Annotated in this window: 25 protein-coding genes; 14 read left to right on the plus strand and 11 right to left on the minus strand. The window is 64.7% G+C overall.

Features of this window, described 5'->3' with window-relative positions:
- Nucleotides 1–38 precede the first annotated feature (38 nt).
- Nucleotides 39–197 carry a hypothetical protein gene (locus tag K0F85_RS08200; protein ID WP_219115536.1) on the minus strand — a complete coding sequence of 53 codons (159 nt, stop codon included), beginning with the start codon at nt 195–197 and terminating at the stop codon, nt 39–41.
- Here K0F85_RS08200 and corA point away from each other — a divergent pair.
- The gene (gene corA / locus K0F85_RS08205; RefSeq protein ID WP_034746658.1) at nt 196–1,161 is read left to right on the plus strand and encodes a magnesium/cobalt transporter CorA; all 966 of its coding nucleotides are present in this window, start codon (nt 196–198) and stop codon (nt 1,159–1,161) included. The two genes, K0F85_RS08200 and corA, sit on opposite strands and share 2 nt — an antisense overlap.
- A 28-nt stretch (nt 1,162–1,189) precedes the next feature.
- Here the strand turns inward: corA and K0F85_RS08210 are convergent, their stop codons facing one another.
- Complete coding sequence (locus tag K0F85_RS08210; RefSeq protein ID WP_219115537.1) at nt 1,190–1,672, minus strand: nuclear transport factor 2 family protein; 483 nt, start codon at nt 1,670–1,672, stop codon at nt 1,190–1,192.
- A 203-nt stretch (nt 1,673–1,875) separates the two neighbouring features.
- Between K0F85_RS08210 and K0F85_RS08215 the strand changes: the two genes are divergently transcribed.
- A complete protein-coding gene (locus tag K0F85_RS08215) occupies nt 1,876–2,592 on the plus strand; it encodes an HAD family phosphatase (protein WP_219115538.1) in 717 nt (238 codons plus the stop codon).
- Between the two features lie 139 nt (nt 2,593–2,731).
- Here K0F85_RS08215 and hemL read toward each other — a convergent pair whose 3' ends face one another.
- Both hemL and K0F85_RS08225 read right to left on the minus strand, forming a co-directional pair.
- A complete protein-coding gene (gene hemL / locus K0F85_RS08220; RefSeq protein ID WP_219115539.1) occupies nt 2,732–4,021 on the minus strand; it encodes a glutamate-1-semialdehyde 2,1-aminomutase in 1,290 nt (429 codons plus the stop codon).
- Nucleotides 4,022–4,071: 50 nt separating this feature from the next.
- Nucleotides 4,072–4,929 carry a hydroxymethylpyrimidine/phosphomethylpyrimidine kinase gene (locus K0F85_RS08225; RefSeq protein ID WP_219115540.1) on the minus strand — a complete coding sequence of 286 codons (858 nt, stop codon included), beginning with the start codon at nt 4,927–4,929 and terminating at the stop codon, nt 4,072–4,074.
- 96 nt (nt 4,930–5,025) lie between these two features.
- On the opposite strand from K0F85_RS08225, the gene K0F85_RS08230 reads away from it, so the two are divergent.
- The 6 genes from K0F85_RS08230 (at nt 5,026) to K0F85_RS08255 (ending at nt 14,278) form a co-directional block, all read left to right on the plus strand.
- Nucleotides 5,026–5,178, plus strand: a complete 153-nt coding sequence (locus tag K0F85_RS08230) for a rubredoxin (RefSeq protein WP_010401308.1) — start codon at nt 5,026–5,028, stop codon at nt 5,176–5,178.
- An 86-nt stretch (nt 5,179–5,264) separates the two neighbouring features.
- Entirely contained in the window at nt 5,265–5,687 is a 423-nt protein-coding gene (locus K0F85_RS08235; RefSeq protein ID WP_219115541.1) for a response regulator, read from the plus strand.
- A 36-nt stretch (nt 5,688–5,723) separates the two neighbouring features.
- Nucleotides 5,724–6,089 (plus strand): PleD family two-component system response regulator, encoded by a 366-nt coding sequence (locus tag K0F85_RS08240; protein WP_077408483.1) that lies wholly within the window; start codon nt 5,724–5,726, stop codon nt 6,087–6,089.
- A 26-nt stretch (nt 6,090–6,115) separates the two neighbouring features.
- Complete coding sequence (locus K0F85_RS08245) at nt 6,116–6,715, plus strand: chemotaxis protein CheW (RefSeq protein ID WP_306983649.1); 600 nt, start codon at nt 6,116–6,118, stop codon at nt 6,713–6,715.
- Nucleotides 6,715–8,952: a methyl-accepting chemotaxis protein gene (locus tag K0F85_RS08250; RefSeq protein WP_219115543.1), complete on the plus strand. Its 2,238-nt coding sequence runs from the start codon at nt 6,715–6,717 to the stop codon at nt 8,950–8,952. The genes K0F85_RS08245 and K0F85_RS08250 overlap by 1 nt, the downstream gene beginning before the upstream one ends.
- 40 nt (nt 8,953–8,992) lie before the next feature.
- Nucleotides 8,993–14,278: an Hpt domain-containing protein gene (locus tag K0F85_RS08255; protein WP_219115544.1), complete on the plus strand. Its 5,286-nt coding sequence runs from the start codon at nt 8,993–8,995 to the stop codon at nt 14,276–14,278.
- A 15-nt stretch (nt 14,279–14,293) separates the two neighbouring features.
- On the opposite strand, the gene K0F85_RS08260 is transcribed toward K0F85_RS08255, so the two are convergent.
- The gene (locus tag K0F85_RS08260) at nt 14,294–15,757 is read right to left on the minus strand and encodes a deoxyribodipyrimidine photo-lyase (protein WP_219115545.1); all 1,464 of its coding nucleotides are present in this window, start codon (nt 15,755–15,757) and stop codon (nt 14,294–14,296) included.
- 386 nt (nt 15,758–16,143) lie between these two features.
- Between K0F85_RS08260 and K0F85_RS08265 the strand changes: the two genes are divergently transcribed.
- The 6 genes from K0F85_RS08265 (at nt 16,144) to K0F85_RS08290 (ending at nt 20,980) form a co-directional block, all read left to right on the plus strand.
- Nucleotides 16,144–16,746, plus strand: coding sequence for a YqgE/AlgH family protein (locus tag K0F85_RS08265; protein ID WP_101484723.1), 603 nt, complete (start codon nt 16,144–16,146; stop codon nt 16,744–16,746).
- A 165-nt stretch (nt 16,747–16,911) separates the two neighbouring features.
- The gene (gene ruvX, locus K0F85_RS08270) at nt 16,912–17,295 is read left to right on the plus strand and encodes a Holliday junction resolvase RuvX (protein WP_070256114.1); all 384 of its coding nucleotides are present in this window, start codon (nt 16,912–16,914) and stop codon (nt 17,293–17,295) included.
- Between the two features lie 39 nt (nt 17,296–17,334).
- Nucleotides 17,335–17,859, plus strand: a complete 525-nt coding sequence (pyrR, locus tag K0F85_RS08275; RefSeq protein ID WP_034780225.1) for a bifunctional pyr operon transcriptional regulator/uracil phosphoribosyltransferase PyrR — start codon at nt 17,335–17,337, stop codon at nt 17,857–17,859.
- The gene (locus tag K0F85_RS08280; protein WP_034746695.1) at nt 17,852–18,817 is read left to right on the plus strand and encodes an aspartate carbamoyltransferase catalytic subunit; all 966 of its coding nucleotides are present in this window, start codon (nt 17,852–17,854) and stop codon (nt 18,815–18,817) included. The genes pyrR and K0F85_RS08280 overlap by 8 nt, the downstream gene beginning before the upstream one ends.
- 24 nt (nt 18,818–18,841) lie before the next feature.
- Nucleotides 18,842–20,143 carry a dihydroorotase gene (locus K0F85_RS08285; protein WP_219115546.1) on the plus strand — a complete coding sequence of 434 codons (1,302 nt, stop codon included), beginning with the start codon at nt 18,842–18,844 and terminating at the stop codon, nt 20,141–20,143.
- An 87-nt stretch (nt 20,144–20,230) separates the two neighbouring features.
- Nucleotides 20,231–20,980, plus strand: coding sequence for a 1-acyl-sn-glycerol-3-phosphate acyltransferase (locus K0F85_RS08290; protein WP_219115547.1), 750 nt, complete (start codon nt 20,231–20,233; stop codon nt 20,978–20,980).
- Here the strand turns inward: K0F85_RS08290 and K0F85_RS08295 are convergent.
- The 6 genes from K0F85_RS08295 to K0F85_RS08320 form a co-directional block, all read right to left on the minus strand.
- Nucleotides 20,970–21,734: an ABC transporter permease gene (locus tag K0F85_RS08295; protein WP_219115548.1), complete on the minus strand. Its 765-nt coding sequence runs from the start codon at nt 21,732–21,734 to the stop codon at nt 20,970–20,972. The genes K0F85_RS08290 and K0F85_RS08295 overlap by 11 nt on opposite strands.
- A gap of 2 nt (nt 21,735–21,736) precedes the next feature.
- The gene (locus K0F85_RS08300) at nt 21,737–22,981 is read right to left on the minus strand and encodes an ABC transporter substrate-binding protein (protein ID WP_219115549.1); all 1,245 of its coding nucleotides are present in this window, start codon (nt 22,979–22,981) and stop codon (nt 21,737–21,739) included.
- A 17-nt stretch (nt 22,982–22,998) separates the two neighbouring features.
- Complete coding sequence (locus tag K0F85_RS08305) at nt 22,999–23,805, minus strand: ABC transporter ATP-binding protein (RefSeq protein WP_219115550.1); 807 nt, start codon at nt 23,803–23,805, stop codon at nt 22,999–23,001.
- Entirely contained in the window at nt 23,802–24,881 is a 1,080-nt protein-coding gene (locus K0F85_RS08310) for an acyl-CoA dehydrogenase family protein (protein WP_219115551.1), read from the minus strand. Before K0F85_RS08310 ends, K0F85_RS08305 begins: the two co-directional genes overlap by 4 nt.
- A 1-nt stretch (nt 24,882) precedes the next feature.
- The gene (locus tag K0F85_RS08315; protein ID WP_219115552.1) at nt 24,883–25,437 is read right to left on the minus strand and encodes a carboxymuconolactone decarboxylase family protein; all 555 of its coding nucleotides are present in this window, start codon (nt 25,435–25,437) and stop codon (nt 24,883–24,885) included.
- Between the two features lie 118 nt (nt 25,438–25,555).
- A complete protein-coding gene (locus K0F85_RS08320) occupies nt 25,556–26,476 on the minus strand; it encodes an AraC family transcriptional regulator (protein WP_219115553.1) in 921 nt (306 codons plus the stop codon).
- Between the last annotated feature and the right edge of the window lie 35 nt (nt 26,477–26,511).

The raw sequence follows: 26,511 nt of genomic DNA on the forward strand, positions 1-26,511 counted from the left end.
CCAATGCTGCCTTATTGGCACTATTGCGGAGCAGCATCTTAATCGGCGCCGTTGGTGCAGCGCCGCACTTTTTCAGTGAAAAAGCGCTGGCGGGGGTGGTCGTGAAAAGGCCTTTGCGGGTACACTTGCGCTGTTTTCATTTTTGGCGCCAGCGCCAGCACATTACGATAACCCAACATCCGGCTGAGAGCGCGCATGATCAATGTCTTTGTATTACAGAATGGCCGGCTCAACCAGGTGCCGATCGACAGCCGCGCAGACCTCGAAAATGCCGAACCGGTGTGGGTCGACCTGACCGACCCTACCGATGATGAGCGGGCCTGGGTCAAGGCCATCTACAACGTCACCCTGCCGGGCGAAGACGAAGTCAAGGATATTGAGGCGTCGGCCCGCTATTACGAAGCGGAAAACGGTGACTTGCACCTGCGCACGGACTTTTTGCGCGAAGAAGACGATGGCCCGTCGCGCGTCATCACCGTGGCCTTCATTCTGGCCCGCAAGATCCTTTTTTCCATGCATACGGACGACTTGCCCGTGTTCCGCCTGGTGCGCATGCGCGCCCGCTCGCGGCCAGGTTCGATTGCCGACTACATGGATGTGCTGCTCGACCTGTACGCCACCGATGCCGAATATTCGGCCGACGTGCTCGAAGGCATCTACCAGAACCTGGAAGAAGTCAGCACGCGCGTGCTGCAAAAGGAATTTACCGATGCACACGCGGCCGAAGCGCTGAATGCCATTGCCCACGAGGAAGATCTGAACGGCCGTATCCGCCGCAACATGATGGATACGCGCCGCGCCGTGAGCTTCTTGATGCGCGGGCGCTTATTGAATTCCGAGCAGTTCGAGGAAGCGCGGCAGATTTTGCGCGACATCGAATCGCTCGATGGCCATACGTCTTTCCTGTTCGACAAGATCAACTTCCTGATGGATGCCACCGTCGGCTTCATCAACATCAACCAGAACAAGATCATCAAGATCTTCTCGGTGGCCAGCGTGGCCTTCCTGCCGCCCACCCTGATTGCCAGCGTGTACGGCATGAACTTCAAGCTGATGCCGGAACTGGAATGGTCGTTCGGCTATCCGTGGGCCTGGGGCTTGATGATCACCAGCGCCATCGCGCCCTTCCTGTACTTCCGCCACCGCGGCTGGCTGAAATAAGCAAACGGGCCGGCAGGCCCGTTTTTTTTCAAGGCGCCGGTTTTTTCGGCGCGATGCCCGTGTATTGCGCGGACAGTAGTTTCCACGCTGCGCCCTCCTTTTTCGCCACATAGCTGGCCCGCAGGGCCATGGCGCGCTGTTGCCCGCCCGTCTGTACCGTCACCGCCAGCCTGGCGATCAGCACGGCGGTATCGCCCGCGACGCGCACGAACGGTTCTTCCACCGTGATGACGGGGGCGGCCGATTTTTTCTCGGGCGCATAAAACGCCAGCATCTTCTCGCGCGTGTCGACGTCGCCCAGCGGCGAGACTTCGGCGTAATTGTCGGCCGTCAAAGCCGCCAGGGCCGGCACGTCAAAACTGGCTTGCGCCGCCACGTGCTGGCGCACGAGGCTGAGGACGGCAGCATCGTCGTCCGCCGCCCGTGCGGGCTGCGCGGCCGCCATGAAGGCAAACGCGGCAATTGTGGAAATCAGGGATAATTGGCCTTGCAGAAAGTTCTTGCGTGTCATGGTAGCTATCCTGGTGAGCCTGATTCAAGCGATCAGGGCAAGGAGAGCATGCCATTGAAGTTATCTAAAAGAAATTACTTCATGCCGCCGCTGCCTGGCACGCACCGCAAAGTATCGGGATGTGGCCGACCAGGCGTTGCCTGCCACTCCCCCCTGTTTTATGCTGGTGGTGCGCTGCGCGCGCCACCCTTACTGGAGAATACATGCCTGACACCGTTCCTTCCCTCCCGCGCTACACCCACCTGATCAGCGACTGCGATGGCGTGCTGATCGACAGCGAAGCCGTGGCCTTGCAAGCGCTGCTGGAATTGCTGGCGCCGCGCCTGCCGAACCTGCCACAGGGCGTTACCTTGCAAGGCTTGATTGAACCGCGTCTGGGGCAGCGACTGTTACCGATTTTGCATAACATCTATCTCGAACTGGGGCTGACGCCGCTGCCGCCCGATGAGGCGATGGCCATCGCCAATGCCGTCGACCTCGCCTGCGATCAGCAATTGAGCGCCGTGCCCGGCGTGGCGCAGGCGCTGGCCGCCATTCCCCTGCCCAAGGCCGTGGCCTCGAACAGTGTCAGCGCACGCGTGCTGTCGGCGCTGGAGCGCACGGGCATGGCGCCGCTGTTCGATCAACGTGTGTTTACGCCAGACCTGGTGGGGCACGCCAAGCCGCATCCGGGCCTGTACCTGGCGGCAGCGGCCGCGTTCGGCGTGCAGCCCAGTCAGTGCCTGGTGCTGGAAGACAGTGTCACAGGCGTGACGGCCGCCGTGGCGGCGGGCATGACGGTGCTGGGCTTCATCGGCGGCGGGCATATCGCCGCCGGCCAGGAAGCGCGCCTGAAGGCGGCCGGCGCGCATGTCGTGTTCAGCGACATGGCCAAGCTGCCGGCGCTGGTGGCGGCGGTGCTACAAAGCGCTACAGTGTAACGACACCTGACAAAAACCGTAGCGAGCGGCAGTGATTTGTGGCCGAGAAGCGCAACCGTACTCAGTACGGGGGCGCCGAGCCGGTGAGCATCGCCGGCCGCAAAGCGCGACGCGCAGTAGGTTTTGTCAGGTGTGTACCTTACGCCAGTTTGGCAAATACCTTGCGCGCCGCCGCGATGGTGGCGTCGATGACGGCATCATCGTGCTGCGCCGAGACGAAACCTGCCTCGAAGGCGGCGGGCGCAAAGTACACGCCTTCGTCCAGCATGGCGTGGAAGAAGGCGTTGAACTTGCTGCGGTCGCCCGCCATCATTTCTGCGTAGCTGGTCGGTGGGGTGGCGCTGAAATAAATGCCGAACATGCCGCCGATGTAGTCGGCGCAGAAAACCACGCCCGCCTCTTGCGCGGCGGCCGTCAAGCCTTCGGCCAGGCGCTTGGCCGTGGCGCCCAGCTGCTCGTAGAAGCCCGGCTGCTGGATCAGTTTCAAGGTGGCCATGCCGGCCGCCACGGCGACCGGGTTGCCCGACAGGGTGCCGGCCTGGTAGACGGCGCCCAGTGGCGCCATATGGTGCATCAGCGCCGCGCTGCCGCCGAAGGCCGCCACCGGCATGCCGCCGCCGATCACTTTGCCCAGCGCGGTGAGATCGGGCTGGATGCCGTACAGCGCTTGCGCGCCGCCCAGGGCCACGCGCAAGCCGCACATGACTTCATCGAAAATGAGCAGGGCGCCGTGCTGCGTGCACAGTTCACGCATCGCCTGCAGGAATGCCGGCGTGGCTTTCACCAGGTTCATATTGCCGGCCACCGGTTCGACGATGACGCAGGCAATCTCCGCGCCGAAGCTGTCGAAGGCGTCCTTCAGTTGTTCCACGTTGTTATAGTCGAGCACCAGTGTGTGTTTCACGAAGTCTTCCGGCACGCCGGCCGAGGTCGGGTTACCGAAGGTGAGCAGGCCGCTGCCCGCCTTGACCAGCAGCGAATCGGCGTGGCCGTGGTAACAGCCTTCGAACTTGACGATCTTGTCGCGTCCCGTGGCACCACGCGCCAGTCGCAGCGCGCTCATGGTCGCTTCCGTGCCCGACGAGACCAGGCGCACCTGCTCGATCGACGGCACCAGGCGCGTGATTTCCTCAGCCATCAGCACTTCGCCTTCGGTCGGCGCGCCGAACGAGAGGCCCAGCGCGGCCGCATCCTGCACCGCCTTGACTACCTCGGGGTGGGCGTGGCCGACGATGGCCGGGCCCCAGGAACCGATGTAGTCGATATAGCGCTTGCCGTCCGCGTCCCAGAAGTACGGGCCTTCGGCGCGCGTGATGAAGCGCGGCGTGCCACCCACGGAGCGGAAGGCGCGCACAGGCGAATTGACGCCGCCTGGCGTGGTTTTTTGTGCGCGGGCAAACAGGATGTCGTTCTGTGAAGTCGTCGTCATGATAATCGTGCCTTGAAAGTGGATCGTTGTCTGTGTCGTCAAGTCTGTGCTTATTGGGCGCCGCGCTGGCGCTGCTGCAGGAACAGCCGGTTCGGCACCAGCTTGCCCATGCCGTGGCGCTGCGCGTGGGTCAGCGCGCCGGCGGTAAATTCCTGCGCCGCCACGACCACTTGCGGCACATCGTCCTCGTTTTCAGCCTGGGCCAGCAGGGCGGTGGCCGCTGCCGACAGGGTGCTGCCGGCGCCGTTGAAGATGCCGGGCAAATGCTGCCATACATCGTGACGCACCACGCCGTCTTCGCCGAACAGGGTATTGGCGCGCAACTTGCCTTCGGCCGTGCCGGATTTGCTGGCGTCGGCCGGCATGCCGGTGACGAGCACGTATTCGCAGCCCAGCGCCACCAGGTAATCGACATCGTTTTGCAGGGTGTCGTCGGGATCGGCGTCGCGCCAGGTTTCGGCCAGGCGCTCCAGCTCCACCGGCGAAAGCACCAGCAGGGTCGTTTGCGGGATCAGCAACTGGCGCACGGCCGTGAGGATATCGTCGTCGTCCATGCCCTGTTCCGGCAGCGCCGAAATGAAGGGATCGAGGATCAGCGGCACGTTCGGATAGTCGGAGACGATTTCGGCGATGGCGGTGACGTTTTCCACGCTGCCCAGCGCGCCGATCTTGATGGCGGCGACGGACATGTCTTCGAGCAGCACGCGCGCCTGGTCGGAAACCCAGTCCGGGTCGACCGCCTGCACGTCTTCCACGCGCGCCGTATCGCTGATCAACAGGCCGGTGGTGACGGACAGGCCATGGCAGCCGAAGGCTGAAAACGTGGCCAGGTCGGCCTGGATACCGATCGCGCCGACCGGATCGGACACGCCGAAGCTTAATATGAGGGGAGAAGTTTGGTTTTGCACGGCGGGTAGATTAAGATACCTAATTCAGCATTTTACTTGATTGAAGGGTGGCAGAACGTGAGTAGCAACGAAACAACGCAGCAATTCCAAACGTGGATGTGTCTTATTTGCGGCTGGGTTTATGATGAAGCGGCCGGTCTGCCCGACGAAGACATCGCTCCCGGCACGCGTTGGGCCGACGTTCCGATGAACTGGACCTGTCCTGAATGCGGTGCGCGCAAGGATGATTTCGAGATGGTGGCGCTGTAATTTAAACGAGATCCATGGGATGTCGCCGCCGCACGCGGTGATCGCGGCAGCCTGTGCTATGGTATGAAAGATTGTCGAATAATCACATGACGCCTCCCTTTTTGCCTGCGGCAGCGTCCGGCGCCTTGTGTGCCAGCGCCACGATACTCGTCATCGACGACAGCGCGACGATACGCAGCGCGGCCGCGAAGATACTGGGCGAGGCAGGCTATCGCGTGGTGTTGGCGGAAAATGGCTTCGAGGCCCTGGCCAAGATCGCCGACTGCCAGCCTGCGCTGATCGTGTGCGACATCGTGATGCCGCGCCTGGACGGCTACCGCACGTGTGCGCTGATCAAGGCCAGCGCGGCGTATCACGCCACGCCGGTGCTGATGCTGTCGTCGAAGGAGGGTCTGTTCGACCGCGCGCGCGGCGCCATGGCAGGCGCCAGCGCCTGCCTGGCCAAGCCGCTGGCGCGCGCGGCGCTGCTGGAGGCCGTGCGGTTGCACCTGGACGGGCATTTTGAGTAAGTGGTTTTATTGATAGACAACGCAGCAAGGAAGCAGATGGCCATACACACAATTCTGATCGTCGATGACTCGCCGACAGAACGCTATTACCTGAGCGAGATCCTGGTGCGTGCCGGTTATGCCGTCCTCACGGCGCAGGACGGCGCCGACGCGCTGGCGCAACTCAAGCAGGCCAGGCCCGACCTGATCCTGATGGACGTGGTGATGCCCGGTGCGAATGGCTTCCAGATCACGCGCGCCATCGCGCGCGATCCCGAACTGCAGGACGTGCCGGTGATTATCTGCTCCAGCAAGAGCCAGGAAACGGACCGCATATGGGGCTTGCGCCAGGGCGCGCGCGATTACCTGGTCAAACCGGTGGTGGAGGCCGAGCTGCTGGCCAAGATCGCTGCGATTTCCTGAGAATGCAAACGATGCCAGGTCACGGCGTGTTCACCGCGGCTTTCCCGTCCGCCGCCATGCCATCCTTCGATACGGGCCCGCGGCAGGGGCGCTTGCGCCAGTATCAGCTGCAATTGATCGAGCGGATACAGGCCGCGCGCAGCGGCGCGCTGGCTGCGCGCAAGGAACTGGGCGTGATGCTCGGTGGCAGGCCGTGCCTGCTCGACCTGACGCAGCTTGGTGAAATCGTCATTGCCGCCGGCGTGCAGATCCAGGGCGTGCCGCTGGCGCAGGACTGGTATCTGGGTCTGGCGGCCGTGCGCGGACGCCTGACCGGGGTCGTCGACCTGGCCCGCTACATGGGCGAGCCGGCTTGCGTGCCTGGTCATCACTGCCGCATCATCACCTTTTCTCCCCGCCTGGGGCTCAATTGCGCCCTGCTGGTCGAACGCGTACTGGGCTTGCGCCAGTTGCGCTCGATGCAAGCCGTGCCCTTGCCGGATGCGCCACGCGCCTGGGCGGCGCAGGCGCTGCGTGACAGCGAAGGGCAGCAGTGGCTGCGCCTGGATCTGGCGCAGCTGGCGCAAGCGGAACGTTTCCTCGACGCCGGCTTTGGCGGCTTCACCGACCACAAGGATATTTGCTGATGGGCGCCCATTCCCCCATTCTGGCAGCCGGCCTGCCCGAAGCGGCGCAGGCTGCGGACGCAGCGGCCTCGGTGGCCGACCTGCCGCTGCGCCTGCGCGACGCGCTGGGCCGGCGCAAGTCGCTGGCCAGCGCGCCGGCCGCAGACTGGAAGCTGCCGCTGATCGGCCATTTTCCACTGCAAAAGCAGCTCAGCATCCTGTCGACGGTGATGGCCCTGAGTCTGGCCGCCAGCCTGCTGTTCGTGGGACTCAATACGCGCAGCGGCAATATCGCCTCAGCGCAAACGCAGCTGGCCAGCGATGCGCTGATGCATTCGCAGCGCATCGGCAAGGCTGCGCCGAACGCCGTGCAAGGCAATCCGGAAGCCTTCCGCCAGCTCGAGGAAAGCCGCAATGAACTGAACCAGGATTTCCGCCTGATGCTGCGCGGCGGGACGTATCACGGGCGCGATATCGGCGAGTCGCGCTCCGCCCTGCTGGCGGCGGTGGCCGACGCGCGCAAAAAATGGGCCAGTAGCGACCGCGCGGCCAGCACCATCTTGCGCCTGAAACCGGAGCTGGGTGAATTCGACAAGACCTTGCGGCAATTGAATGCGCTGTCGCCGGCGTTGCTGGCGCAGACGGAGGAAATCGCGGCCCTGAAGGTGCAGCGCGGCGGCAATGCGCGCGACCTGGCCGTCATCGGTCGTTTGATGATGCTGAGCCAGCGCATGAGCCGCAGCGCCAGCGAATTCCTGTCATCCGGCAGCATCAGCTCGGAAACGGCGTTTTCGTTGGGACGCGATACGACGTATTTCCGCACCGCCGTCGAAGGACTGCTCAATGGCAGCGTGTCGCTGCAATTGGCGCCCACGCGCGACGCCGAACTGCGCGACCGGCTGGTGGCGCTGAAAGCCAGTTTCGACACTTACCAGAAGCTGGTCTCGTCGATACTCGACCGCCTGGATAAATTCAGTGCGGCGAAAAGCGCCGAACAGCTGATCTTCAACGAGAACGAAGACCTGCGCCAGCGTCTGACCCTGTTGCAGCAGATGTACCACGTGAACCAGGAAACCCTGGGCTTGGCGTTCTGGATGATGGTCGGTGGCGTGTTGCTGACCCTGATCGCGGCGGCCGGCATCGGCCGTGTGCTGCTGCAGGATTCCGTCAACCGCACGCGTGATGCCGAGCGGCGGCGCCAGGAGGCAGAAATCCTGCGCCTGCTGTCGCAGGAAAAGGAAGCGCAGGCCAAGGCCAAGAATGAGCAGAACCAGGCGGCCATCCTGCGCCTGATGAACGAATTGCAGAAGGTCGCCGATGGCGACCTGACGGTACAGGCCACCGTGTCGGAAGACATTACGGGCGCCATCGCCGATTCCGTCAACTACACGGTCGAGGAATTGCGCGGCCTGGTGGGGAGGGTGACGGCGACGGCCGAGCAGGTCAACCGCGCCTCGACGCAGGCGCAAAGCATTTCCAGCAAGCTGTTGATCGCGTCGCAGCAGCAGTCGCGCGAAATCCAGGGCGTCAGCGCCACCGTGGTCAAGATGGCCAATGCGATCACCGACGTGTCGAAGTCGGCCAGTGTCTCGGCTGACGTGGCGCGCCAGTCGGTGGCGGCAGCGCAGCAAGGGTCGACGGCGGTGGAAAACGCCATCAAGGGCATGCATGAAATCCGCGAGCAGATCCAGGATACGTCCAAGCGCATCAAGCGCCTGGGCGAATCGTCGCAGGAGATCGGCGAAATCACCGAGCTCATTTCCGACATCACCGAGCAGACCAACGTGCTGGCGCTGAACGCCGCCATCCAGGCTGCCTCGGCCGGCGAGGCGGGGCGCGGTTTCTCGGTCGTCGCCGAGGAAGTGCAGCGCCTGGCCGAACGCTCTGCCGCCGCCGCCAAGCAGATCGGCGCGCTGGTGCGCACCATCCAGGCCGATACCCAGGATGCGACGCGGGCGATGGAAACCTCCACGCAGGGCGTGGTCGAGGGTGCACGCCTGTCCGATGCGGCCGGAGCGGCCTTGAACGACATCAGCCAGGTGTCGAAACACCTGGCTGAACTGATCCAGGGCATCTCGTTCGCCACCGGCACGCAGGCCGGATCGGCCAGCGGCGTGGCCTTGAATATCCAGCACATCCTGAGCGTGACGGAGCAAACCCAGGATGGCACGCAGCAAACGGCGCAATCGATCCATAAACTGTCGATGCTGGCGCAGGAACTGAAAAATTCGGTGTCGCGCTTCCGCGTCGCCGCCTGAACGGCGCGCCAGTCCAGGCGATTTCCTTACCGAGGCATGCATGAGCACACCTGATAATCCACAGCAGTCCAAGCCGTTCGACAGCGAACCTTTGTCGTGGGTGATGGTGGAAATCCGCGAAGCGCTGGGCCGCTCGAAAACCGCCCTGTTCGAGGCGGGTGGCCGCGAGCGCGAGGAACGCGCCACGGCCCTGCAGCATGCGCGCTCGCATCTGCACCAGGCGCATGGCGCACTGCTGATGGTGGACGTGGCCGGCGCCAGCCTGCTGACGGACGGCGCGGAACAGGCACTGGCGCGCTTTCGCGACGGCAGCCTGGAATACACGCTGGACCATGCGCAAGTCGTCGCCGACCTGTATCAGGCACTGAGCGAATACCTGGAAGACCTGGTGGCCGGCACGCCGCCACAGCCGATGCGCTTGTTCCCCTACTACCGCGACCTGCAAACCATGTTGGGCGCCGAGCGCATCCACCCGGCCGACCTGTTCTTTCCTCCAGCGTCGATGCTCGAAGGACAGACCATCGCGCTGGCGCAGGCACCGCCGGCGGCCGATTATCCGGCCTGGCGCGGACGCTTTGAAAAATCCCTGCTGCCCTTCCTGAAGGCGCAGGATGACGCGGCGTGGCGCCAGCATGCGGGCGACCTGCACGCCACCTTGACCCTGGTGGCCGACGCGCAGCAGGAGGCGCCGGCGCGCACCTTCTGGTTCGCCATGCAGGCGTTTGCGGGACTGGCGGCCAGTGGCGAGGGCATGGGTACGCGCAACGTCAAACAGTTGTTCGGCCTGATCAACCTGCAATTGCGCCGACTGGCGCAGGGCACGGCCAGCCTGCCTGAATCGATGTTGCGCGACGCCCTGTTCTTCATCGCCGCCGCCACCGCGCCGACACCGGAGGCATGCCAGCTGCGTGCCGCCTTTGCCTTGGAGGGGCAGGTGCCCGCTGACCTGGAAACGCGGCGCTATGGCCAGGTCGACCAGGATGCCTTGCAAGGCGCACGCATGGCCCTGGCGCAGGCGCGGGCCAGCTGGAGCCGCCTGGCGCAAGCCGACCTCGATCCTGCCCTGGGCACGGATTTTGACGCCTCGCTGCAAGAGGTGGCGGCACATGTGGACACCCTGAAGCAGCCGGCCCTGGCCAGCCTGCTGCGCGAATGTGCGGTCGTGGCGCGGCAAGCCGTGGCCAGCGGACGCAGTGCGGCGCTGGAGAATGAAATCGGCATGGCGTTGCTGTTTGCCGACACGGGCCTGGAGCAGCTGCGCCGCCTGCCCGACGATTTCGCCGGGAATGCGGAAACCATCGCCGCGCGCTTGCAGGCGCTGCTGGCCGGCGCAGCGCCGCCGCCCGTCACGGCGGGCGAGCTGTCGCGCCAGATCGAGCAGGGTCAGACCGTCGCCGCGCTGGCCGAGGACATGAAGACGGGCCTGCGCCAGGTGGAAAAGGTGCTCAATGCATATGACGCGGATGCCTCCCGCGAAGCTTCCCTCGATGGCGTCGCGCCCGTGCTGGGGCAGTTGCAGCAGCAGCTGGCAGGTCTGGGACAGGAAGATGCGTGCGCCGCCGTGCAGCAGGTCGATGCGGCCGTGCGGCAGCTGGCCGGTGGTGACGCCAATGCGGATGCCAATGCGGACGCGCAGGCCGCGGCGCTCGACGAGATCGCGCAAAATGTCAGCGCGCTGGGCTTTTTTATCGATATGCTGGGCCGCAACGCGCAGGCGGCCAGCGGGCGTTTCCATTTCGATGCCGCCGCCGGCACCTTCCGCGCCCTGCCCTTTGAAAAAGTCGCCGCCGCCGGTGCGGTGCCCGTGCCCTTGCTGGACCAGGCTTTGGCGCCCGCAGCGCCTGCCGGTGGGGATGTCGCGCCGGCAGTGAGCGATGTCGATGCCGAGATGCTCGATATTTTCATCACCGAAGCGCGCGAAGTGCTGGCCTTTATCGACACCACGCTGGCCCTGCCGCGCGAACAAGCCGCCAGCGGCGACCACCTGGCGATGCTGCGCCGCTCGTTCCACACACTGAAAGGCAGCAGTCGCATGATCGGCCTGGCGCAGTTTGCCGAAGCGGCTGGCGCCATCGAGCGTGTCATGAATACCTGGCTGGCTGAGGCGCGCCCTGCCAGCGATGACTTGTTCACCCTGCTCAATTACGGCTGGTACCAGCTCAGCGAATGGTTGGCCGAACTGGAAGGCGGTGCCGGGCGCGAGCGCGAAGCCGGCATGCTGCTGGCGGCAGCCGAGCGCGTGCGCGAAGGCGGTCCCTTCGAATTGCGCAAGCCGCGCCCGGCCGCGCCTGTGGCCAGCAACGGCAATGTGATCGGTTTTCCTTCCGCCACGGCGCCCACGCTCCACGAAGCGCCTGACGATAACCTCAAGCACGTGGGCGAACTGCGCATCAGCCTTCCCTTGTACAACATCTACCTGGCCGAGACGGATGAATTGCTGCGCGTGCTGACGCGCGACTTCGGCGAATGGCGCCATGAACAGCGCGCCGTCAGCGCGGAGGCGCTGCAAGCCGTGCATACCCTGGCGGGAAGCTCGGGCACGGTCGGCTTCCATTCCCTGCGCGACCTGGCGCACGCGCTCGAGACGGTGATAGAGACGGTGGTGCCGCCGCTGGCCGGCTTGCGCGCCGCGCAGCACGACGTGCTGGAGCAGGCCACGCAGCGCATCGGGCAAATGCTGCAGGCGTTCGCGCTGGGCGACCTGGCGCCAACGCAGCCGGACATGATCGAAGCGCTCAATAGTCTGTGGCGCGCCCTGACGGCGCCGCCCGGCGAGAGCCAGGAAGACCGGCTCGACGCCCTGTTTGCGGCCGCTTACGCCAGCATCGTCGGCGCGCCGGCGCAGCCCGCCGCCCCGGCGGCTGATGCGTTGACCGATGCGTTGGTCGAGATTCCTGCGTCGCAGCTCGAGACCCTGTTCGAGGCGACGTATGCGAGCATCGTCGCTGACGCGCTGCAGCCGGCTGCAGCCGAAGTGCCGGCAGCCGATATCGGCGCCAGCGACGACCTGTTCGACGCCGGCTTCGAACACGCACCGCCGTTGGAGCACGCGGCGCCGGAAGCGCCGGCGCACGCCATCATGCCGGCCGATGCGGCCGCGCTACTGGCGGCCAGCGCCGGTATCAGCGATGAACTCGACCTCGATTTGCTTTCCGTCTTCCTGGAAGAGGGCGCCGACCTGCTGCCGCAGATCGGCGAGGCGTTGCGCAGCTGGCAGCAGCAGCCGGACGACAGCAGCCAGGCGCAGATGTTGCTGCGCACCCTGCATACGGTCAAGGGCAGCGCGCGCATGGCCGGCGCCATGCGCCTTGGCCAGCATGCGCATGAAATCGAGACGCATATCGAAAACATGCTGCATGCGGGGACCGCCACGCCGCAGGCCTTCGAGGAATTGCTGGCCCATTACGACCATGCGCTGCACCTGTTCGAGCAGTTGCAGCAGCCCTTGCTGCCCTTGCCGGGCATGGAAGACGCGCCGGCCGCCGAACCGAAGGCGGCCCTGGTGCGCGTGCGCGCCGATATCCTCGACCGCCTGGTGAACCAGGCCGGTGAAGTGTCGATCACACGCTCTAAAATGGAAAATGAAGTCGGCGTGCTGGGCGCTTCGCTAGCCGAGTTTTCCGACAACCTGGCGCGTCTGCGGCGCCAGTTGCGCGAAGTGGAGATGCAGGCAGAATCGCAGATCGCCTCGCGCATGGCCGTCGGCAGCGAGCGCGAATTCGACCCGCTCGAATTCGACCGCTTTACGCGCTTGCAGGAACTCACGCGCATGATGGCCGAAAGCGTCAACGACGTGGCTTCGTTCCATGAAAACATCAGCCACAGCGTCGATGCGGTGACGGATGACCTGGTGCTGCAGGCGCGGCTGACGCGCGAGTTGCAGCGCGATCTGATGCAGATCCGCATGGTGCCGTTTGCCAGCATCGCCGAACGCCTGTTCCGCGTGGCGCGGCAAAGCGCCAAGGAAGTCGACAAGCGGGTCAACCTCGACATCCGTGGCGGTGACGTGGAAATCGACCGCAGCGTGCTCGAACGCATGGCTGCGCCATTCGAACACCTGCTGCGCAATGCCATCGTGCACGGCGTCGAAGCGCGCGCTGCGCGCCTGGCAGGGGGCAAGAGCGAGACGGGCGAGCTGCTGGTGCAGGTCAGCCAGCAGGGCAATGAAGTGGCGATCGCTTTTTCTGACGATGGCGCGGGGCTGGACCTGGAACGCATCCGCGCCAAGGCGCACGGCGCTGGCCTGGTGGCGACGGATGCGCCTTTGACCGACGCGCAGGCGACCGAGCTGATTTTTACGCCCGGTTTTTCCACGGCCGACAGCCTGACGGAGCTGGCCGGACGCGGTTTTGGCATGGATATCGTACGCTCTGAAGCGCTGGCCCTGGGCGGCCGCGTGGAAACGCTGACGCAAGCGGGTCTGGGCATGCGCTTCACCATCCACCTGCCGCTGACCCTGGCCGTGACGCAGGTGGTGCTGCTGGTGGCGCACGGCAAGACGTATGCCTTGCCATCGGTGCTGGTGGAGCAGGTGCTGCACCTGAAGGGCGCGCAGCTGGAGCAGGTGCGGGCGGCCGGGCGCATCGAGTCGCACGGGCAGTCGCTGGCGCTGCAGCACTTGTCGATCATGCTGGGCGAGACGCCGGCGGCGCAGGCCACGCAGCGTTATGCGCCTGTGCTCCTGCTGCGCAATGGCAATGACAGGTTGGCCTTGCAGGTCGATGACGTGGTAGGCAATCGCGAGGTCGTGGTCAAGCATGTGGGCCCGCAGCTGGCGCGCATGCCCGGCATCGCCGGCGCCACGGTGCTGGGCACGGGCGACATCGTGCTGATCCTGAACCCGGTGGCGCTGGCGCAGCACCTCGAGCACCATCCGGAACTGCTGTCGCAGTATGCGCTGGCCAGCAGCTTGCAGCATGCCGCTGCCAGCGCACTGGCCGTGCCAACCGTGCGCGTGATGGTGGTCGACGATTCGCTGACGGTACGCCGCGTGATGCAGCGCCTGTTCGAGCGCGAAGGCTACCAGGTGCTGCTGGCCAAGGATGGCGTCGATGCGCTGGAACAGTTGCATGCGCTGGAAGCGGCTGCCATGCCGGCCCTGCTGCTGGTCGACGTGGAAATGCCGCGCATGGATGGTTTTGATTTGACGCGCAATGTGCGCAGCGATGACAAGACGCGCGCCATCCCCGTCATCATGATCACCTCGCGCAGCGCCGACAAGCACCGCGCGCACGCTGTTGAGCTGGGCGTGAATGCGTATTTTGGCAAGCCGTTCCAGGAAGAGGAATTGCTGGCGGAGGTGCAGCGTTTGCTGGCGGGTACTTGATCTACGCCAGCACTGCTACGCCACCACCTTCACCACGGCATAGCGCGCCAAGGTCTCCTTGCGCGCCTCGTCGTGCTGCACCAGCGGTTCCGGATAGTCGCGTCCCAGCACGAGGTTTTTTTGCTCCAGCAGCATGCGCGGCACCAGCCAGGGCGCATGGATTTCCTTGTCGCCCAGCGCCTTCAACTGCGGCAGGTAGCGGCGGATGAAACGCCCGCTGGCGTCGAATTTTTCCGACTGCGTGATGGGATTGAAGATGCGGAAGTAGGGCTGCGCGTCGCAGCCCGACGACGACGCCCATTGCCAGCCGCCGTTGTTCGACGCCAGGTCGAAGTCATTCAGGTGCAGCGCGAAATACGCTTCGCCGCGGCGCCAGTCGATGCCCAGATCCTTGATCAGAAAGCAGGCCGTGACCATGCGCAGGCGGTTGTGCATATAGCCCGTCTGGTTCAGCTGCGCCATGGCGGCGTCCACCAGCGGATAGCCGGTACGGCCCTCGCACCAGGCCGCAAAGGCGGCATCGGCCTCTGGCCCCGTTTCCCAGGCGATGGCGTCGTAGGCCGGTTTGAAGGCGCCGCCTTCCACGTGCGGGTTCTGGTACAAAATCATGGCGTAGAAATCGCGCCAGATCAGTTCGGCCAGCCACACGGGCGCGCCATTGCCGCCGCCGCCCCGGTCCATCAGGTCGACGATGGTGCGCACCAGGTAGCGCAGCGACACGGTGCCGAAGCGCAGATGCATGGACAAATATGACGGCCCCTTCAGGGCGGGGAAATCGCGCGCCACGTCGTAGCGGGCCACGCGCGCCAGGAAATCCTCGAACAGTGTGCTGGCGCCCGACATGCCGGTGGGAATGGCCAGTTCGGCCAGGTTGCTGGCTTCGAAACCCAGCTCGATCAGGGTGGGCAGGGGCGCCGGCGTGCCGGTGCGCGGCGGCGCCAGGCTGGCCGCGTGCGGTTCGATAGCGAACGGCGCCAGGCAGCCAGGTTCGGCGCGCATTTTCTTCAGCCAGGCATTCTTGTACGGCGTGTAGACGGTGTACGGCTTGGCCGAGAGCGTCAACACCTCGTCCTTTTCAAAGATGACCTGGTCCTTGAAGCTGAACCACAGGCGCGCGTCGCGCGCGAGCGCGGCAGCCACGCTGGCGTCGCGCGCGATCGCTTGCGGTTCGTAATCGTGGTTGGCGAAGACGGCGTCGGCGTTCAACTCGGCGGCCAGGCGCGGGATGGCCTCGGCGGCGTCGGCATGCAGCACGATCAGGTCGCCGCCCATCTGGCGCAACTCGGCGGCCAGCTCGGCCACGCTGGCATGGATGAAGTCGACGCGCCGGTCGCGGCGCGGCAGCGCTGCCAGGATGGCGGTGTCGTACACGAAGACGCAATGCACGGCCTGGCTCTGGCACAGGGCGTGGTGCAGTGCAGCATGGTCGAATGCGCGCAGGTCGCGCCGGAACCACAGCAGGGTAGTCTTGATTGTCATTATTTCGCGTGTTCAGTGTCAAAGATAGGCTATTTTTTGTCGCCAACAGGGCTTTATGGCCGCTCGCGTCGTGCCTTTGGCGTCGCTGCGGCGGCAATTCAGTGTAAACTACCGGGTATGTCCGTGGTGCTTTATGTGCGACAGCGATTTTGCAATCAATTTTACAATTGGCATTGAAATGCGCCTGCGGGCAAAGCGAATTGATTATTAATTTATAACATAACAAGAATAGCGCCTGGCAGCACGGTGCGCGCCGCCCAAGATTTGCGGCCGCTTGCGCCAGGCGTACGATAGTGGGGTAAGCGAGACTTGCCAGCAAGCCCACAGAGAGAGCATCGCGTATGAAAAAGAGTAAAATCGACCATTCTCTACCAGGACATCGTTTGATGCAGGGTGTGGGAGAACCGGCCGCGACTGGTTCCTCCACCCTGAATCTGGCCAACCATTTCCTGATTGCGATGCCGGCCATGCAAGATCCGATCTTTGGCGGCACGGTCGTGTACGTGTGTGAACATAACGAGAACGGCGTGCTGGGCGTCGTCATCAACAAGCCCACCGACATGACCATGGAAGTGCTGTTCGACCGCATCGACCTGAAACTGGCGGCCGGCAGCGACACGCCCATCATCAACGAACCGATCATGTTCGGCGGCCCTGTGCAGGACGACCGCGGCTTCGTGCTGCATACGCCAGGCGCGCACTATTCCTCGTCGCTGACGGTCACCGATGAAATCGCATTTACTACCTCGATCGACGTGCTCGAAGCCGTCGCCAAGGGCGATGGTCCCGAGCGCATGCTGGTCTCGATCGGCTATTCGGGCTGGAGTCCGGGCCAGCTGGAAGACGAGATCGGCCGCAATGGCTGGTTGACGGTGGGCGCCTCGGCCGACATCCTGTTCGATTTCCCCATCGAGCAGCGCTACGTGGCGGCCATCAAGCTGCTCGGCATCGACCCGCTCATGCTCGCCAGCGAGGCCGGACACGCATGAGGTGGATGCCATCAACCTACTGCGCAGCCCACTTTCGGGCATCCCTTGCTCGCTGCACCTTCGTACAGCTGCGCTACTCAAGCCGACATTGAGCTTGCTCGCTACGGCTTCTGGCACCACTTATGTTGATCTTTATTATGGAAAAATGCTGTGACGAGTGACGCCATCGACACTATCCTCGCCTTCGATTTCGGCTTGAAGCGCATCGGCGTGGCCATCGGCAATACCATGATTTGCCAGGCCAAGCCGCTCAGCGTGATCACGGCCACGGCGAACGAGCCGAAGTTCGCCGCCATCGATAGCCTGATCAGGGAGTGGGGTGCGAGCCGCATCGTGGTGGGCTTGCCCAGCCATCCCGATGGCACGGAACACGAGATGAGCGCGCGCTGCCGCCGTTTCGCCAACCAGGTGCACGGCCGCTTCAACCTGCCGGTGGAACTGGTCGACGAGCGCTATTCCTCGGCCGTCATCGCCGCCAAACGCGGCGAAGTGATCGACGACCGCGCCGCCGCCATCATCCTGCAACAGTATTTCGACGCGAATTATTAATCTGACCTTAGACTCCCTCCCTGAATGATTAAGAACTCTATGCCGCATCCTACGAATCCTTCCCAACTCGACGCCGAGGCCCTGTACGCGGTCTTGCTGCAGCAAGTGCAGAGCGGCCTGGCGGGCATCCCCAACGTGGCCATCGTCGGCATCCATTCGGGCGGCGCCTGGCTGGCCGAACGCCTGGCGCGCGATCTCAATCTCTTGGACCGCCTGGGCGTGCTCGACGTGTCGTTCTACCGCGACGATTTCGCCCAGAAGGGCCTGCATGCCGACGTCAAGCCGACGCAGATCAGTTTTGACGTGGCCGGCGCCACCATCCTGCTGGTCGACGATGTGCTGTACACGGGCCGCACCACGCGCGCGGCCATCAACGAATTGTTCGACTATGGCCGTCCGGCCAAGATCATGCTGGCCGCCCTGGTCGACCGCGGCGAACGCCAGTTGCCGGTGGCCGCCGATTTCGTGGCCGCCTTCACTGCCGTGCCGCCGGGCCAGGCCCTGGTCCTGAAGCAAGCCGACGATGGAAAATTCACGCTCACCATAGATACCCACCATGCTTAATCCGCAACTGAATAAACACGGCGAACTGCAACATCTGCTGACGATTGAAGGCTTGCCGAAGTCTATCGTCAACCACATACTCGATACCGCGTCCTCCTTCGTCGGCATTTCCGACCGGGATGTGAAAAAGGTGCCGCTGATGCGCGGCAAGAGCGTTTTCAACCTGTTCTTTGAAAACTCCACGCGCACCCGTACGACTTTCGAGATCGCGTCAAAAAGGCTGTCGGCGGACGTCATCAACCTGAACATCCAGGCGTCGTCTGCCAGCAAGGGCGAGTCCCTGCTCGACACCATCGATAACCTGTCGGCCATGCATGCCGACATGTTCGTCGTGCGCCACGCGCAGTCGGGCGCGCCCTACCTGATCGCCAAGCACCTGATCGACACCAAGCAGCCACACGTCCACGTCGTCAACGCGGGCGATGGACGCCACGCGCACCCGACCCAGGGCTTGCTCGACATGTACACGATCCGCCACTACAAGAAGGATTTCACCAACCTGACGGTGGCCATCGTGGGCGACATCCTGCATAGCCGCGTGGCCCGTTCAGACATCCACGCATTGACCACCCTGGGTGTGCCTGAAGTGCGCGCCATCGGCCCGCACACCTTGCTGCCGGGCGGCCTGGAACAGATGGGCGTGCGCACCTTCACCAACATGGATGAAGGCCTCAAGGGCGTGGACGTGATCATCATGCTGCGCCTGCAGAATGAACGCATGAGCGGCGCGCTGCTGCCGTCGGCGCAGGAATACTTCAAGAGCTACGGCTTGACGCCCGAGCGCCTGGCGCTGGCGAAACCGGACGCCATCGTCATGCATCCGGGCCCGATGAACCGCGGCGTGGAGATCGATTCGGCCGTGGCCGACGGTCCGCAGGCGGTGATCCTGCCGCAGGTGACGTTCGGTATCGCCGTGCGCATGGCGGTGATGAGTATTTTGGCTGGTAATCAGGGCTGATAGCCCAAGGACGAGTAAGCGAGCATGACGACACTACATATCAAGAACGGCCACCTGATCGACCCTGCCAACGGCATCGATGGCTTGCAAGACCTGTTTATCGCCGACGGCAAGGTGCTGGCCGTGGGCTGCGCCCCGGCCGGTTTCAAGGCTGACACCACGTTTGACGCGGCCGGCCTGGTGGTTTCCCCCGGCCTGGTCGACCTGTCGGCGCGCCTGCGCGAGCCAGGCTACGAATACAAGGCGACCCTGGAATCGGAATTGCAGGCAGCCCTGCACGGCGGTGTCACGAGCCTGGTGTGCCCGCCCGACACCGATCCGGTGTTAGATGAGCCGGGCCTGGTGGAGATGCTGAAATACCGCGCCAAGACGCAGAACAAGGTTCACGTGCACCCACTGGGCGCACTGACCATGGGCTTGAAGGGCAAGTCGCTGACGGAAATGGCAGAACTGACGGAAGCCGGTTGCATCGGCTTCGCGCAGGCGGAAGAGCCGATCGAAGACACCACCGTGCTGCTGCGCGCCATGCAGTACGCGAACACCTTCGGCTACACGGTCTGGTTGCGCCCGCAAGACCCGCATATCGGCCGTGGCGGCATCGCCCACAGCGGCCCGCTGGCGTCGCGCCTGGGCCTGTCCGGCGTGCCCGTGATGTCGGAAACCATCGCGCTGCACACGATCTTTGAATTGATGCGCGCCAGCCGCGCGCGCGTGCACCTGTGCCGCATCTCGTCGGCTGCGGGCCTGGAACTGATCCGCGCTGCCAAGGCCGAAGGCTTGCCCGTCACCTGTGACGTGGGCGTGCACCATGTGCACCTGACGGACGCCGATATCGGTTTCTTCGACCCGAACGCGCGCGTTACGCCGCCGTTCCGCAGCCAGCGCGACCGCGATGCGATCCGCGCCGCCCTGCTCGACGGTACGGTCGACGCCATGTGCTCGGACCACACGCCGGTCGACGACGATGAAAAACTGCTGCCCTTCGGCGAAGCATCGCCCGGCGCCACGGGCCTGGAACTGTTGCTGTCGCTGGCCCTGAAATGGGCCGATGACTATGCGCTGGAGCAGCCGCAGGCCGGTGCGCGTCCGCTGGCGCGCGCCGTCGCCAAGGTCACCTCCGATGCGGCCCGTGTCGCCGGCATCCCTGCCGGCAGCCTGGCAGTGGGCGAAGCGGCCGACATCTGCGTCTTCGATCCCGCCGCGCGCTGGACCGTGTCGTCGGCATCGCTGGCCAGCCAGGGCAAGCACACGCCTTTCCTCGGCTATGAACTGAGCGGCATCGTCAAGGCGACTATCGTCGCCGGTCAGGTGGCGTTTCAGCGTTAAAAAATCAGATCCATGGACCGGGGCGCGTTGCCCCGGCATCCCTTGTCTGCTCCCGGATTTCGGTTCTGGTTTATTTGTTGGTGTGATTTGAAACTTCTGCTTACCTACCGCCTCGCGCGCATCGCCATTCACCTGGGCTGCGGCATGGCCAAGAGCGCCGTGCTCTTTCCCTGGCTGGACCTGGAGGGCCGTAACCGGCGCATCCGCCGCTGGTCGACGCAGCTGCTCGACATCTGTGGCGTGCACGTGGCGCTGCCGGCGGCCAGCGTGCCGGCACTCGATCATGCGATGGTGGTGGCGAACCACGTTTCGTGGCTCGACATCTTCGTCATCAATGCCGTCCACCCCTGCCGTTTTGTCGCCAAGGCGGAAATCCGCGCCTGGCCGATCCTGGGCTGGCTGGCGGGACGCGCCGGCACCATCTTCATTTCGCGCGGCAGCAAGCGTGACTTGCGCCTGATTTTCCAGGGCCTGGTGGATAAATTGACGGCGGGCGAGCGCATTGCGTTCTTCCCCGAAGGCACGACCGCCGCGCAAGGACAGATCCTGCCGTTTCACGCGAATCTGTTCGAGGCGGCCATCGACGCGCAAGTGCCGGTGCAGCCGTTCGCGCTCGTGTATGTGGATGACAAGGGGGCTTTGCATCACGCCGTCGACTTTATCGGCGAGATGAGCTTTGCGCAAAGTATGGTGGCGATCTTGAGCGGTCCGCCGATCACGGCGCGGCTGACCTGTTTGGCGCCAGTGGCGACGCTGGACGCGCACCGGCGTGATCTGGCAGCGGCAACACAGGCGGCGGTGGCCGCTGTGCTGCCGCTGGAGCAGGCTAGTTCTTGACGTGCAGCCAGCGCGCGTGGGCGGCGCGGGCCAGATAGTCGAGGATGAAACCGAGTATGCCGATCAGCACGATGGCGGCCATCAGCTCTGAATACGCGAGGCGGTCGCGCGTGTCGAGGATGAAGTAGCCGAGGCCGGCCGACACGCCCAGCATTTCCGCCGGCACCAGCACGATCCAGATGATGCCGATGGCCAGGCGCACGCCCGTCAGGATATCAGCCGTGATGCCCGGCAAAATCACCTTGAAGACGATCTCGCTGCGCGTGGCCGACAGGCTGCGCGCCAGCAGCAGCCAGTTCGGGTCGAGGCGCGCCACGCCGGCCGCCGTATTGAGCAGGATCGGCCAGACGGCCGCAAACGCCAGCAGGAAATACACGGGCGCGTCACCCACACCCAGCACCATCACGGCAATCGGCATCCACGACAGCGGCGAAATCATGCGCAGCAGCTGGAACAGCGGCATGGCCGCGCCGGAAAAGCTTTTCGACATGGCCACCAGCACACCCAGCGGCACGCCGATGATGATGGCCAGCCCCAGTCCCACGGCCACCCTTTGCAGGCTCAATACCACGTGTAGCCAGATGTCAGGCCCGCCCAGCATTTCCTTGAAGGCCAGCGCCGTGGGCAGTGGCGCAAAGGCGGTGGCGATGGGCGTGGATTTCTCCAGCGCCGTCACGCCCATGGACCACAGCAGCAAGGCACAGGCCAGCCCCACCAGGGGCAGGCCGAACTTCGTCAACAACTTGCTTGCCATCGTCAGACCGCCACGGTTTCGCTGCGCAGCAGGTTGGCCGGCAAGCCGAAGGCGGCCGGGCCTCCAACGGCCGTGATGGCCTTGCGCACGAAGCGGTCATCGACCAGGTCGCGCGCGGCGAACTTCGGATCGAGCTTGGCCAGGAAGCGCGTATCGCCTTCGACCTTGGTGCGGCCGATGGCGCGCACCAGCTCTTCCGTGTACGAGGCAAACGGATAGGGCTGGAAGTCGATGCGGCGCTGCTGCCAGTTCTTGTGCACGATCAAGCCCTGCTTTTCGTAGCCGGCGTAATCGCTGGTGGCCAGCACCTTGGTCAGCACTTGCAGCGGATGCGGCGTGTAGCGGTGCTCGCCCACGTTCGACAGCAGCTTGGCCGTGTCGACCTGGTTCGAGCGCGTCCATAGCTGCGCCTTGACGATGGCGTTGGTGACTTTCTGCGCCCATTCGGGACGCGTATTGATGTCGCGCTCGGACAGGAAGGTGACGCAGCACGCATGGTTTTTCCACACGTCGCCGGAGAAACGCAGGATCTTGCCGATGCCGGCGTTTTCCGCCGCCGCATTGAACGGTTCGGCCACGATGTAGCCGGCGATGGACTTGCTGGCCAGGGCCGAGACCATTTCGGCCGGTGCCAGCACGATCAGGTTGACTTCATTCGGTTTGATGGCTGCATTGCGCGCGCGCGTGACCGGGGTCAGGCCATTCGAGGTCAGGATTTGCTGCAGCAGGATGTTGTGGATCGAGTACCAGAATGGAATCGCGACCGTGCGTCCACCCAGTTCGGAGACCTTGTTGATCTCGTTGGCCACCGTCAGCGCGGAACCGTTGACATGGTTCCAGGCGACGACTTTCGCGGGGAACTTGGCGCCGTAGCGCACCCACAGCGTGGCCGGCGACAGCAGATGGATGACGTTGACCTGGCCGGCTACGAAGGCTTCGATGATCTGCGCCCAGCTGCGGAACAGGCGCGGCGTTTCCGCCTGCAAGCCTTCCGCTTCAAACAGCTTGCGGGCGTGGGCGACGAGCAGCGGGGTGGCGTCGGTAATCGGCAGGTAGCCGATTTTTACGGGCTGGTCATCGCCTTTCGGGCCCTGCTGTGCCATGGCGTCGCCGGCGAACAGCAGGGGCGAGGCGACGCTGGCCGTGGCCAGCGCCGACATGCGCAGGAAGTCGCGCCGCGTCAGGCCGCAGTCGCAATCGGACGAGGCGCAGATGTGCAGGGGTTTGTTTTGATCTTCGAATGTCATGGGAAAGTTCCGGTCGATTAATTGGGAGCAAAGGCGGGCGTTTGATCTTGCTTTTGCAGCGCCTGCAGGGCGTCGAGGATGTCCATCTTGAGGGCGATCACCTCGGCGCTGTGGCCAATGCGCGGCTGGGCGATGGCGACGGGCCATTCGCGCACGATGTTGCCGGGCCTGCCTCCCATCAGCAAGATGCGGTCGGCCACCAGGATGGCTTCATCGATATCGTGGGTGACGAGCAGCACGGCCGTGTGCCAGCGGTGCACCACGTCGACCAGCAGCGATTGCATCTCGGCGCGGGTGATGGCGTCGAGGGCGGAAAATGGTTCATCGGCGAACAGTAGTTCCGGTTCGCGCGCCAGCGCACGGGCCAGCGCCACGCGCTGCGCCATGCCGCCCGAGAGCGCGGACGGATACAGTTTTTCGCGCCCCTTCAGGCCCACCGCGTCGATGGCTTGCGCCACGCGCGCCTGGTGCGCCTCACGCGTGAGCTGCGGCTGGTGCTTGAAGTCGAGGCCGAAGCCGGCGTTGCCCGTGACGTTCAGCCAGGGGAGCAAACTGGCTTGCTGGAAGACGAGGGCGCTGCGCGGGTCCGGTTCGCGCATGGGTGCGTCGAGAAACTGGATATCGCCCGTCGATGGCGGCTGCAAGCCGGCCAGCACGCGCAGCAGGCTCGATTTGCCGCAGCCGCTGCCGCCCAGCAGGCAGACGATTTCGCGCTTGCGCACGCCCAGCGAGACGTGCTGGAACACAGGCGCCGTGCCCGGATAGGCGTAACTGAGATCGCGCGCCTGCAGTGCCCAGTCTTGCGCTTCCACCGCTGCGGTCATGCCGGGGCTCCCGCTGCCGCCTGCTGGCTGTCGAACAGCTGCAAGGCCGATTGCAACTGCGTCAGGCTGGGGGTAACGATGGGGATGAACGACGATTCGCGCCAGCGGCGGGCAAAGCCCTGCTGTTCGGCGTTCAGGTAGGCGCGCCCGCCCATGGCTTGCAGTTCCAGCATCAGTGCCTGCTGCAGCACGTCGGCCAGCTGTATGCGCAGGCGGAACATGGCCGGCGCCTGTGTCTTGAAGCGGCCATCGTGCACGCCGGCCAGCAGGGTGGCAACAGCCGCCTCCAGCGTAGCTTGCAGCGCTTCGATGCGCGGCGTGAGCTGGTTGCGCGAGCCGGCGGAAATTTGCGCCGCCTGCGTCAGGCTGGCGCGCGCCAGGCCGATTGACAGGCCGCACTGCATGCCGAGGAATGATGGGCGCACCTGCGGCAGCCAGGCCGGCGCGTTGTCGCTGATGATGTCGGCGGCGGGGATGTGTACCTGCGCCAGCTTGACGGAGGCCGTATTGCTGCCGCGCAGGGCGATCAGGTCCAGGTCGTCGCTGCGCTTGACGCCTGCCGTGCTGCTGTCAAAGGCGACGATGACGGGGGGCGCGCCGTCGTCCGGCGCCACGGCGGCGGCGGCGACAAAGCCCGCCTTGCGCAAGTTCGTCACCCAGGCCAGGCCGCCATCGATCAGCAAGCCGTCTTCCTGGCGCGCGCCCGTGATTTGCAGTTGCTCGATACCGGACAAGAATTTCATGGCGTTCGACAAACCGCTGGCGCCTGCCTGCGTGCCTGCCAGCAGGCCTGGCAGGCGGCGCTCGGCCAGCGCACGGTTCTCGCTTTGCAGCAGGAATTCGATGAAGCAGCGCTGGCCCCAGAATACAAAAGCTGCCGTCACCGATTGCCCGGCCACGTTGGCGATGGCGTCGATGGCGTCGCGCACGTCGCCGCCCGCGCCACCGTGTTCCTGCGGCACGCCGATGGCCAGCAGCTGGTCGCCAGCGAGGGCCGGCAAAACGGCTTCAGCCAGTGCTGACGATTGGTCGAGCTGGTCGGCGTGCATCTGCAGCCAGTGATTGAGGTGGCCCATGTCAGACGGCGCCAGGCAAGTAGGGCGTCAATTGCGCATTGACGGGCGTGCCTGCCAGGCTGTTGGAGAAATTGCACAGGGTGGCCAGGCTGATGCCCAGCACCACTTCCAGCGCCTGCTGCTCGTTGTAACCGGCCGCCAGGAAGGCTTGATAGGCGGCGTCGCTGACGGCGCCGCGCGTGGCGATGACGGCCGTGGCGAAGGCGGCGACGGCATCGAGTTTGACGTCACCGGTCGCCTGGCCATGCTGCAGGGCGCGCACAATATCGGGCGTCTGGCCGGCTTTTTTCAGCGAAATGGCGCTATGGCCGGCGATGCAGAAATCGCAGCCGTGGATGCGCGCGGCGGTGATTTGCACCACTTCGCGCTCCATCAGGCTCAAGCTGGCACGTGCATTGATGCCGGAAACGGTCAGATAGGTTTCCAGGGCCAGTGGCGCGTTGGCCAGTACGCCGATCAGGTTGGGCAGGTAGCCATTGTTGGCGATAGCCTTTTCCACGAAGGGGCGGCTATCGGCCGGGGCGGTATCAAGAGTGTGCAGCGTCAGACGGGACATGGGGTACCTTGCTAAGTTAGAAAGTCACCCGGCCATTATATCGGCCATGCCGTGCAGGCAACAGACGTCAGCGTCGTCCTTTTTTGCTCGTTCGTCTTTGATTGCGCTAACCTTGACCTCAGTTTGCCAGCTGGCGCTGGCGCTGGTCGCGCCGGTAGGCGCCTGGCTGTTCGCCCGTGACCCGCTTGAAGGCGCGCGTAAAGGCGGCGTGCGAGCGGTAGCCCACCAGTTCTGCAACGCGTTCGACGGAGATGCCATCGTGCAGGCGCCGCGCCGCGATCTTCATGCGCAGCAGGAGCAGGAACTGGGCCGGCGAATGGCCGCTGGCGCTGGCGAAATGCTTGCAGAAGCTGGCGCGCGACATGCAGGCGGCCTTGGCCATGTTCTCGATCGACCAGTCGTCGGCGGGGGCGTCGAGCATGCGTTCGAGCAGCGGCGAAAATGCGGGCTGGTGCAGCAGCGACAGCAGGCCGGCTGCCACTTGCTCACCCTGCGCCACATGGCGGATCAGGTAAAAGAACAGCAGTTCGACCAGGCGCGCGATGAGCGGCGACGGTTGCTCGGGATCGCCGCCCGCCTCGGCCAGAATCAGGTCGAACAGCGCGGCGGCGGCGCTGAAGGCGGGCGCGTCGCCGCGTATCAGCAGATAAGGCGGGAAGGAGTCAACGATCAGCGCCGAGAGGGCGCCGCGAAATTGAAAGAAGCCGCAGGCCAGCGCCGTCGCCGACGGCTCCACGGGCGATTGCAGCGGCAGCATGGCTTGCGCGCTGACCGCCTGCAGCGGGTCGCGGTGGGGACTGAGGAAGTGCGGCAGGTCGCGCAGCAGGAAAACGCCGTCGCGCGGGCCGAGCGCAATCGGCGCCGCCCCGTCGAGGTGCAAATAGCATTGGCCATCGAGCACCAGGTGAAAGCTGCCCAGTTCCCGGCCCGCCGTGGAAGCGCGCCAGCGGCCGCAGTACTGGCCCACATGCAGGACGGCGGTGTCGAGTTCCAGGCTGCCGAGCAGCCAGCGCGCCAGTCTGTCGGTATCAGGATGCATGGGATCGCAAAGGCAAAAGCTGCATCATACGGGCC

This window comes from Janthinobacterium sp. UMAB-56, assembly GCF_900095265.1.
Taxonomy (GTDB): domain Bacteria; phylum Pseudomonadota; class Gammaproteobacteria; order Burkholderiales; family Burkholderiaceae_D; genus Janthinobacterium.

What these genes read in the sequence shown, in the direction of transcription:
- K0F85_RS08240 (WP_077408483.1), top strand. Translation starts at nt 5,724, where the DNA reads ATGGCCATACACACAATTCTGATCGTCGATGACTCGCCGACAGAACGC.
- K0F85_RS08320 (WP_219115553.1), bottom strand. Translation starts at nt 26,476, where the DNA reads ATGCATCCTGATACCGACAGACTGGCGCGCTGGCTGCTCGGCAGCCTG.
- K0F85_RS08250 (WP_219115543.1), top strand. Translation starts at nt 6,715, where the DNA reads ATGGGCGCCCATTCCCCCATTCTGGCAGCCGGCCTGCCCGAAGCGGCG.
- K0F85_RS08285 (WP_219115546.1), top strand. Translation starts at nt 18,842, where the DNA reads ATGACGACACTACATATCAAGAACGGCCACCTGATCGACCCTGCCAAC.
- K0F85_RS08315 (WP_219115552.1), bottom strand. Translation starts at nt 25,437, where the DNA reads ATGTCCCGTCTGACGCTGCACACTCTTGATACCGCCCCGGCCGATAGC.
- K0F85_RS08295 (WP_219115548.1), bottom strand. Translation starts at nt 21,734, where the DNA reads ATGGCAAGCAAGTTGTTGACGAAGTTCGGCCTGCCCCTGGTGGGGCTG.
- K0F85_RS08305 (WP_219115550.1), bottom strand. Translation starts at nt 23,805, where the DNA reads ATGACCGCAGCGGTGGAAGCGCAAGACTGGGCACTGCAGGCGCGCGAT.
- K0F85_RS08210 (WP_219115537.1), bottom strand. Translation starts at nt 1,672, where the DNA reads ATGACACGCAAGAACTTTCTGCAAGGCCAATTATCCCTGATTTCCACA.
- hemL (WP_219115539.1), bottom strand. Translation starts at nt 4,021, where the DNA reads ATGACGACGACTTCACAGAACGACATCCTGTTTGCCCGCGCACAAAAA.
- K0F85_RS08255 (WP_219115544.1), top strand. Translation starts at nt 8,993, where the DNA reads ATGAGCACACCTGATAATCCACAGCAGTCCAAGCCGTTCGACAGCGAA.
- K0F85_RS08280 (WP_034746695.1), top strand. Translation starts at nt 17,852, where the DNA reads ATGCTTAATCCGCAACTGAATAAACACGGCGAACTGCAACATCTGCTG.
- K0F85_RS08310 (WP_219115551.1), bottom strand. Translation starts at nt 24,881, where the DNA reads ATGGGCCACCTCAATCACTGGCTGCAGATGCACGCCGACCAGCTCGAC.
- pyrR (WP_034780225.1), top strand. Translation starts at nt 17,335, where the DNA reads ATGCCGCATCCTACGAATCCTTCCCAACTCGACGCCGAGGCCCTGTAC.
- K0F85_RS08260 (WP_219115545.1), bottom strand. Translation starts at nt 15,757, where the DNA reads ATGACAATCAAGACTACCCTGCTGTGGTTCCGGCGCGACCTGCGCGCA.
- K0F85_RS08265 (WP_101484723.1), top strand. Translation starts at nt 16,144, where the DNA reads ATGCAGGGTGTGGGAGAACCGGCCGCGACTGGTTCCTCCACCCTGAAT.
- K0F85_RS08300 (WP_219115549.1), bottom strand. Translation starts at nt 22,981, where the DNA reads ATGACATTCGAAGATCAAAACAAACCCCTGCACATCTGCGCCTCGTCC.
- K0F85_RS08200 (WP_219115536.1), bottom strand. Translation starts at nt 197, where the DNA reads ATGCGCGCTCTCAGCCGGATGTTGGGTTATCGTAATGTGCTGGCGCTG.
- K0F85_RS08230 (WP_010401308.1), top strand. Translation starts at nt 5,026, where the DNA reads ATGTGTCTTATTTGCGGCTGGGTTTATGATGAAGCGGCCGGTCTGCCC.
- corA (WP_034746658.1), top strand. Translation starts at nt 196, where the DNA reads ATGATCAATGTCTTTGTATTACAGAATGGCCGGCTCAACCAGGTGCCG.
- K0F85_RS08215 (WP_219115538.1), top strand. Translation starts at nt 1,876, where the DNA reads ATGCCTGACACCGTTCCTTCCCTCCCGCGCTACACCCACCTGATCAGC.
- K0F85_RS08235 (WP_219115541.1), top strand. Translation starts at nt 5,265, where the DNA reads ATGACGCCTCCCTTTTTGCCTGCGGCAGCGTCCGGCGCCTTGTGTGCC.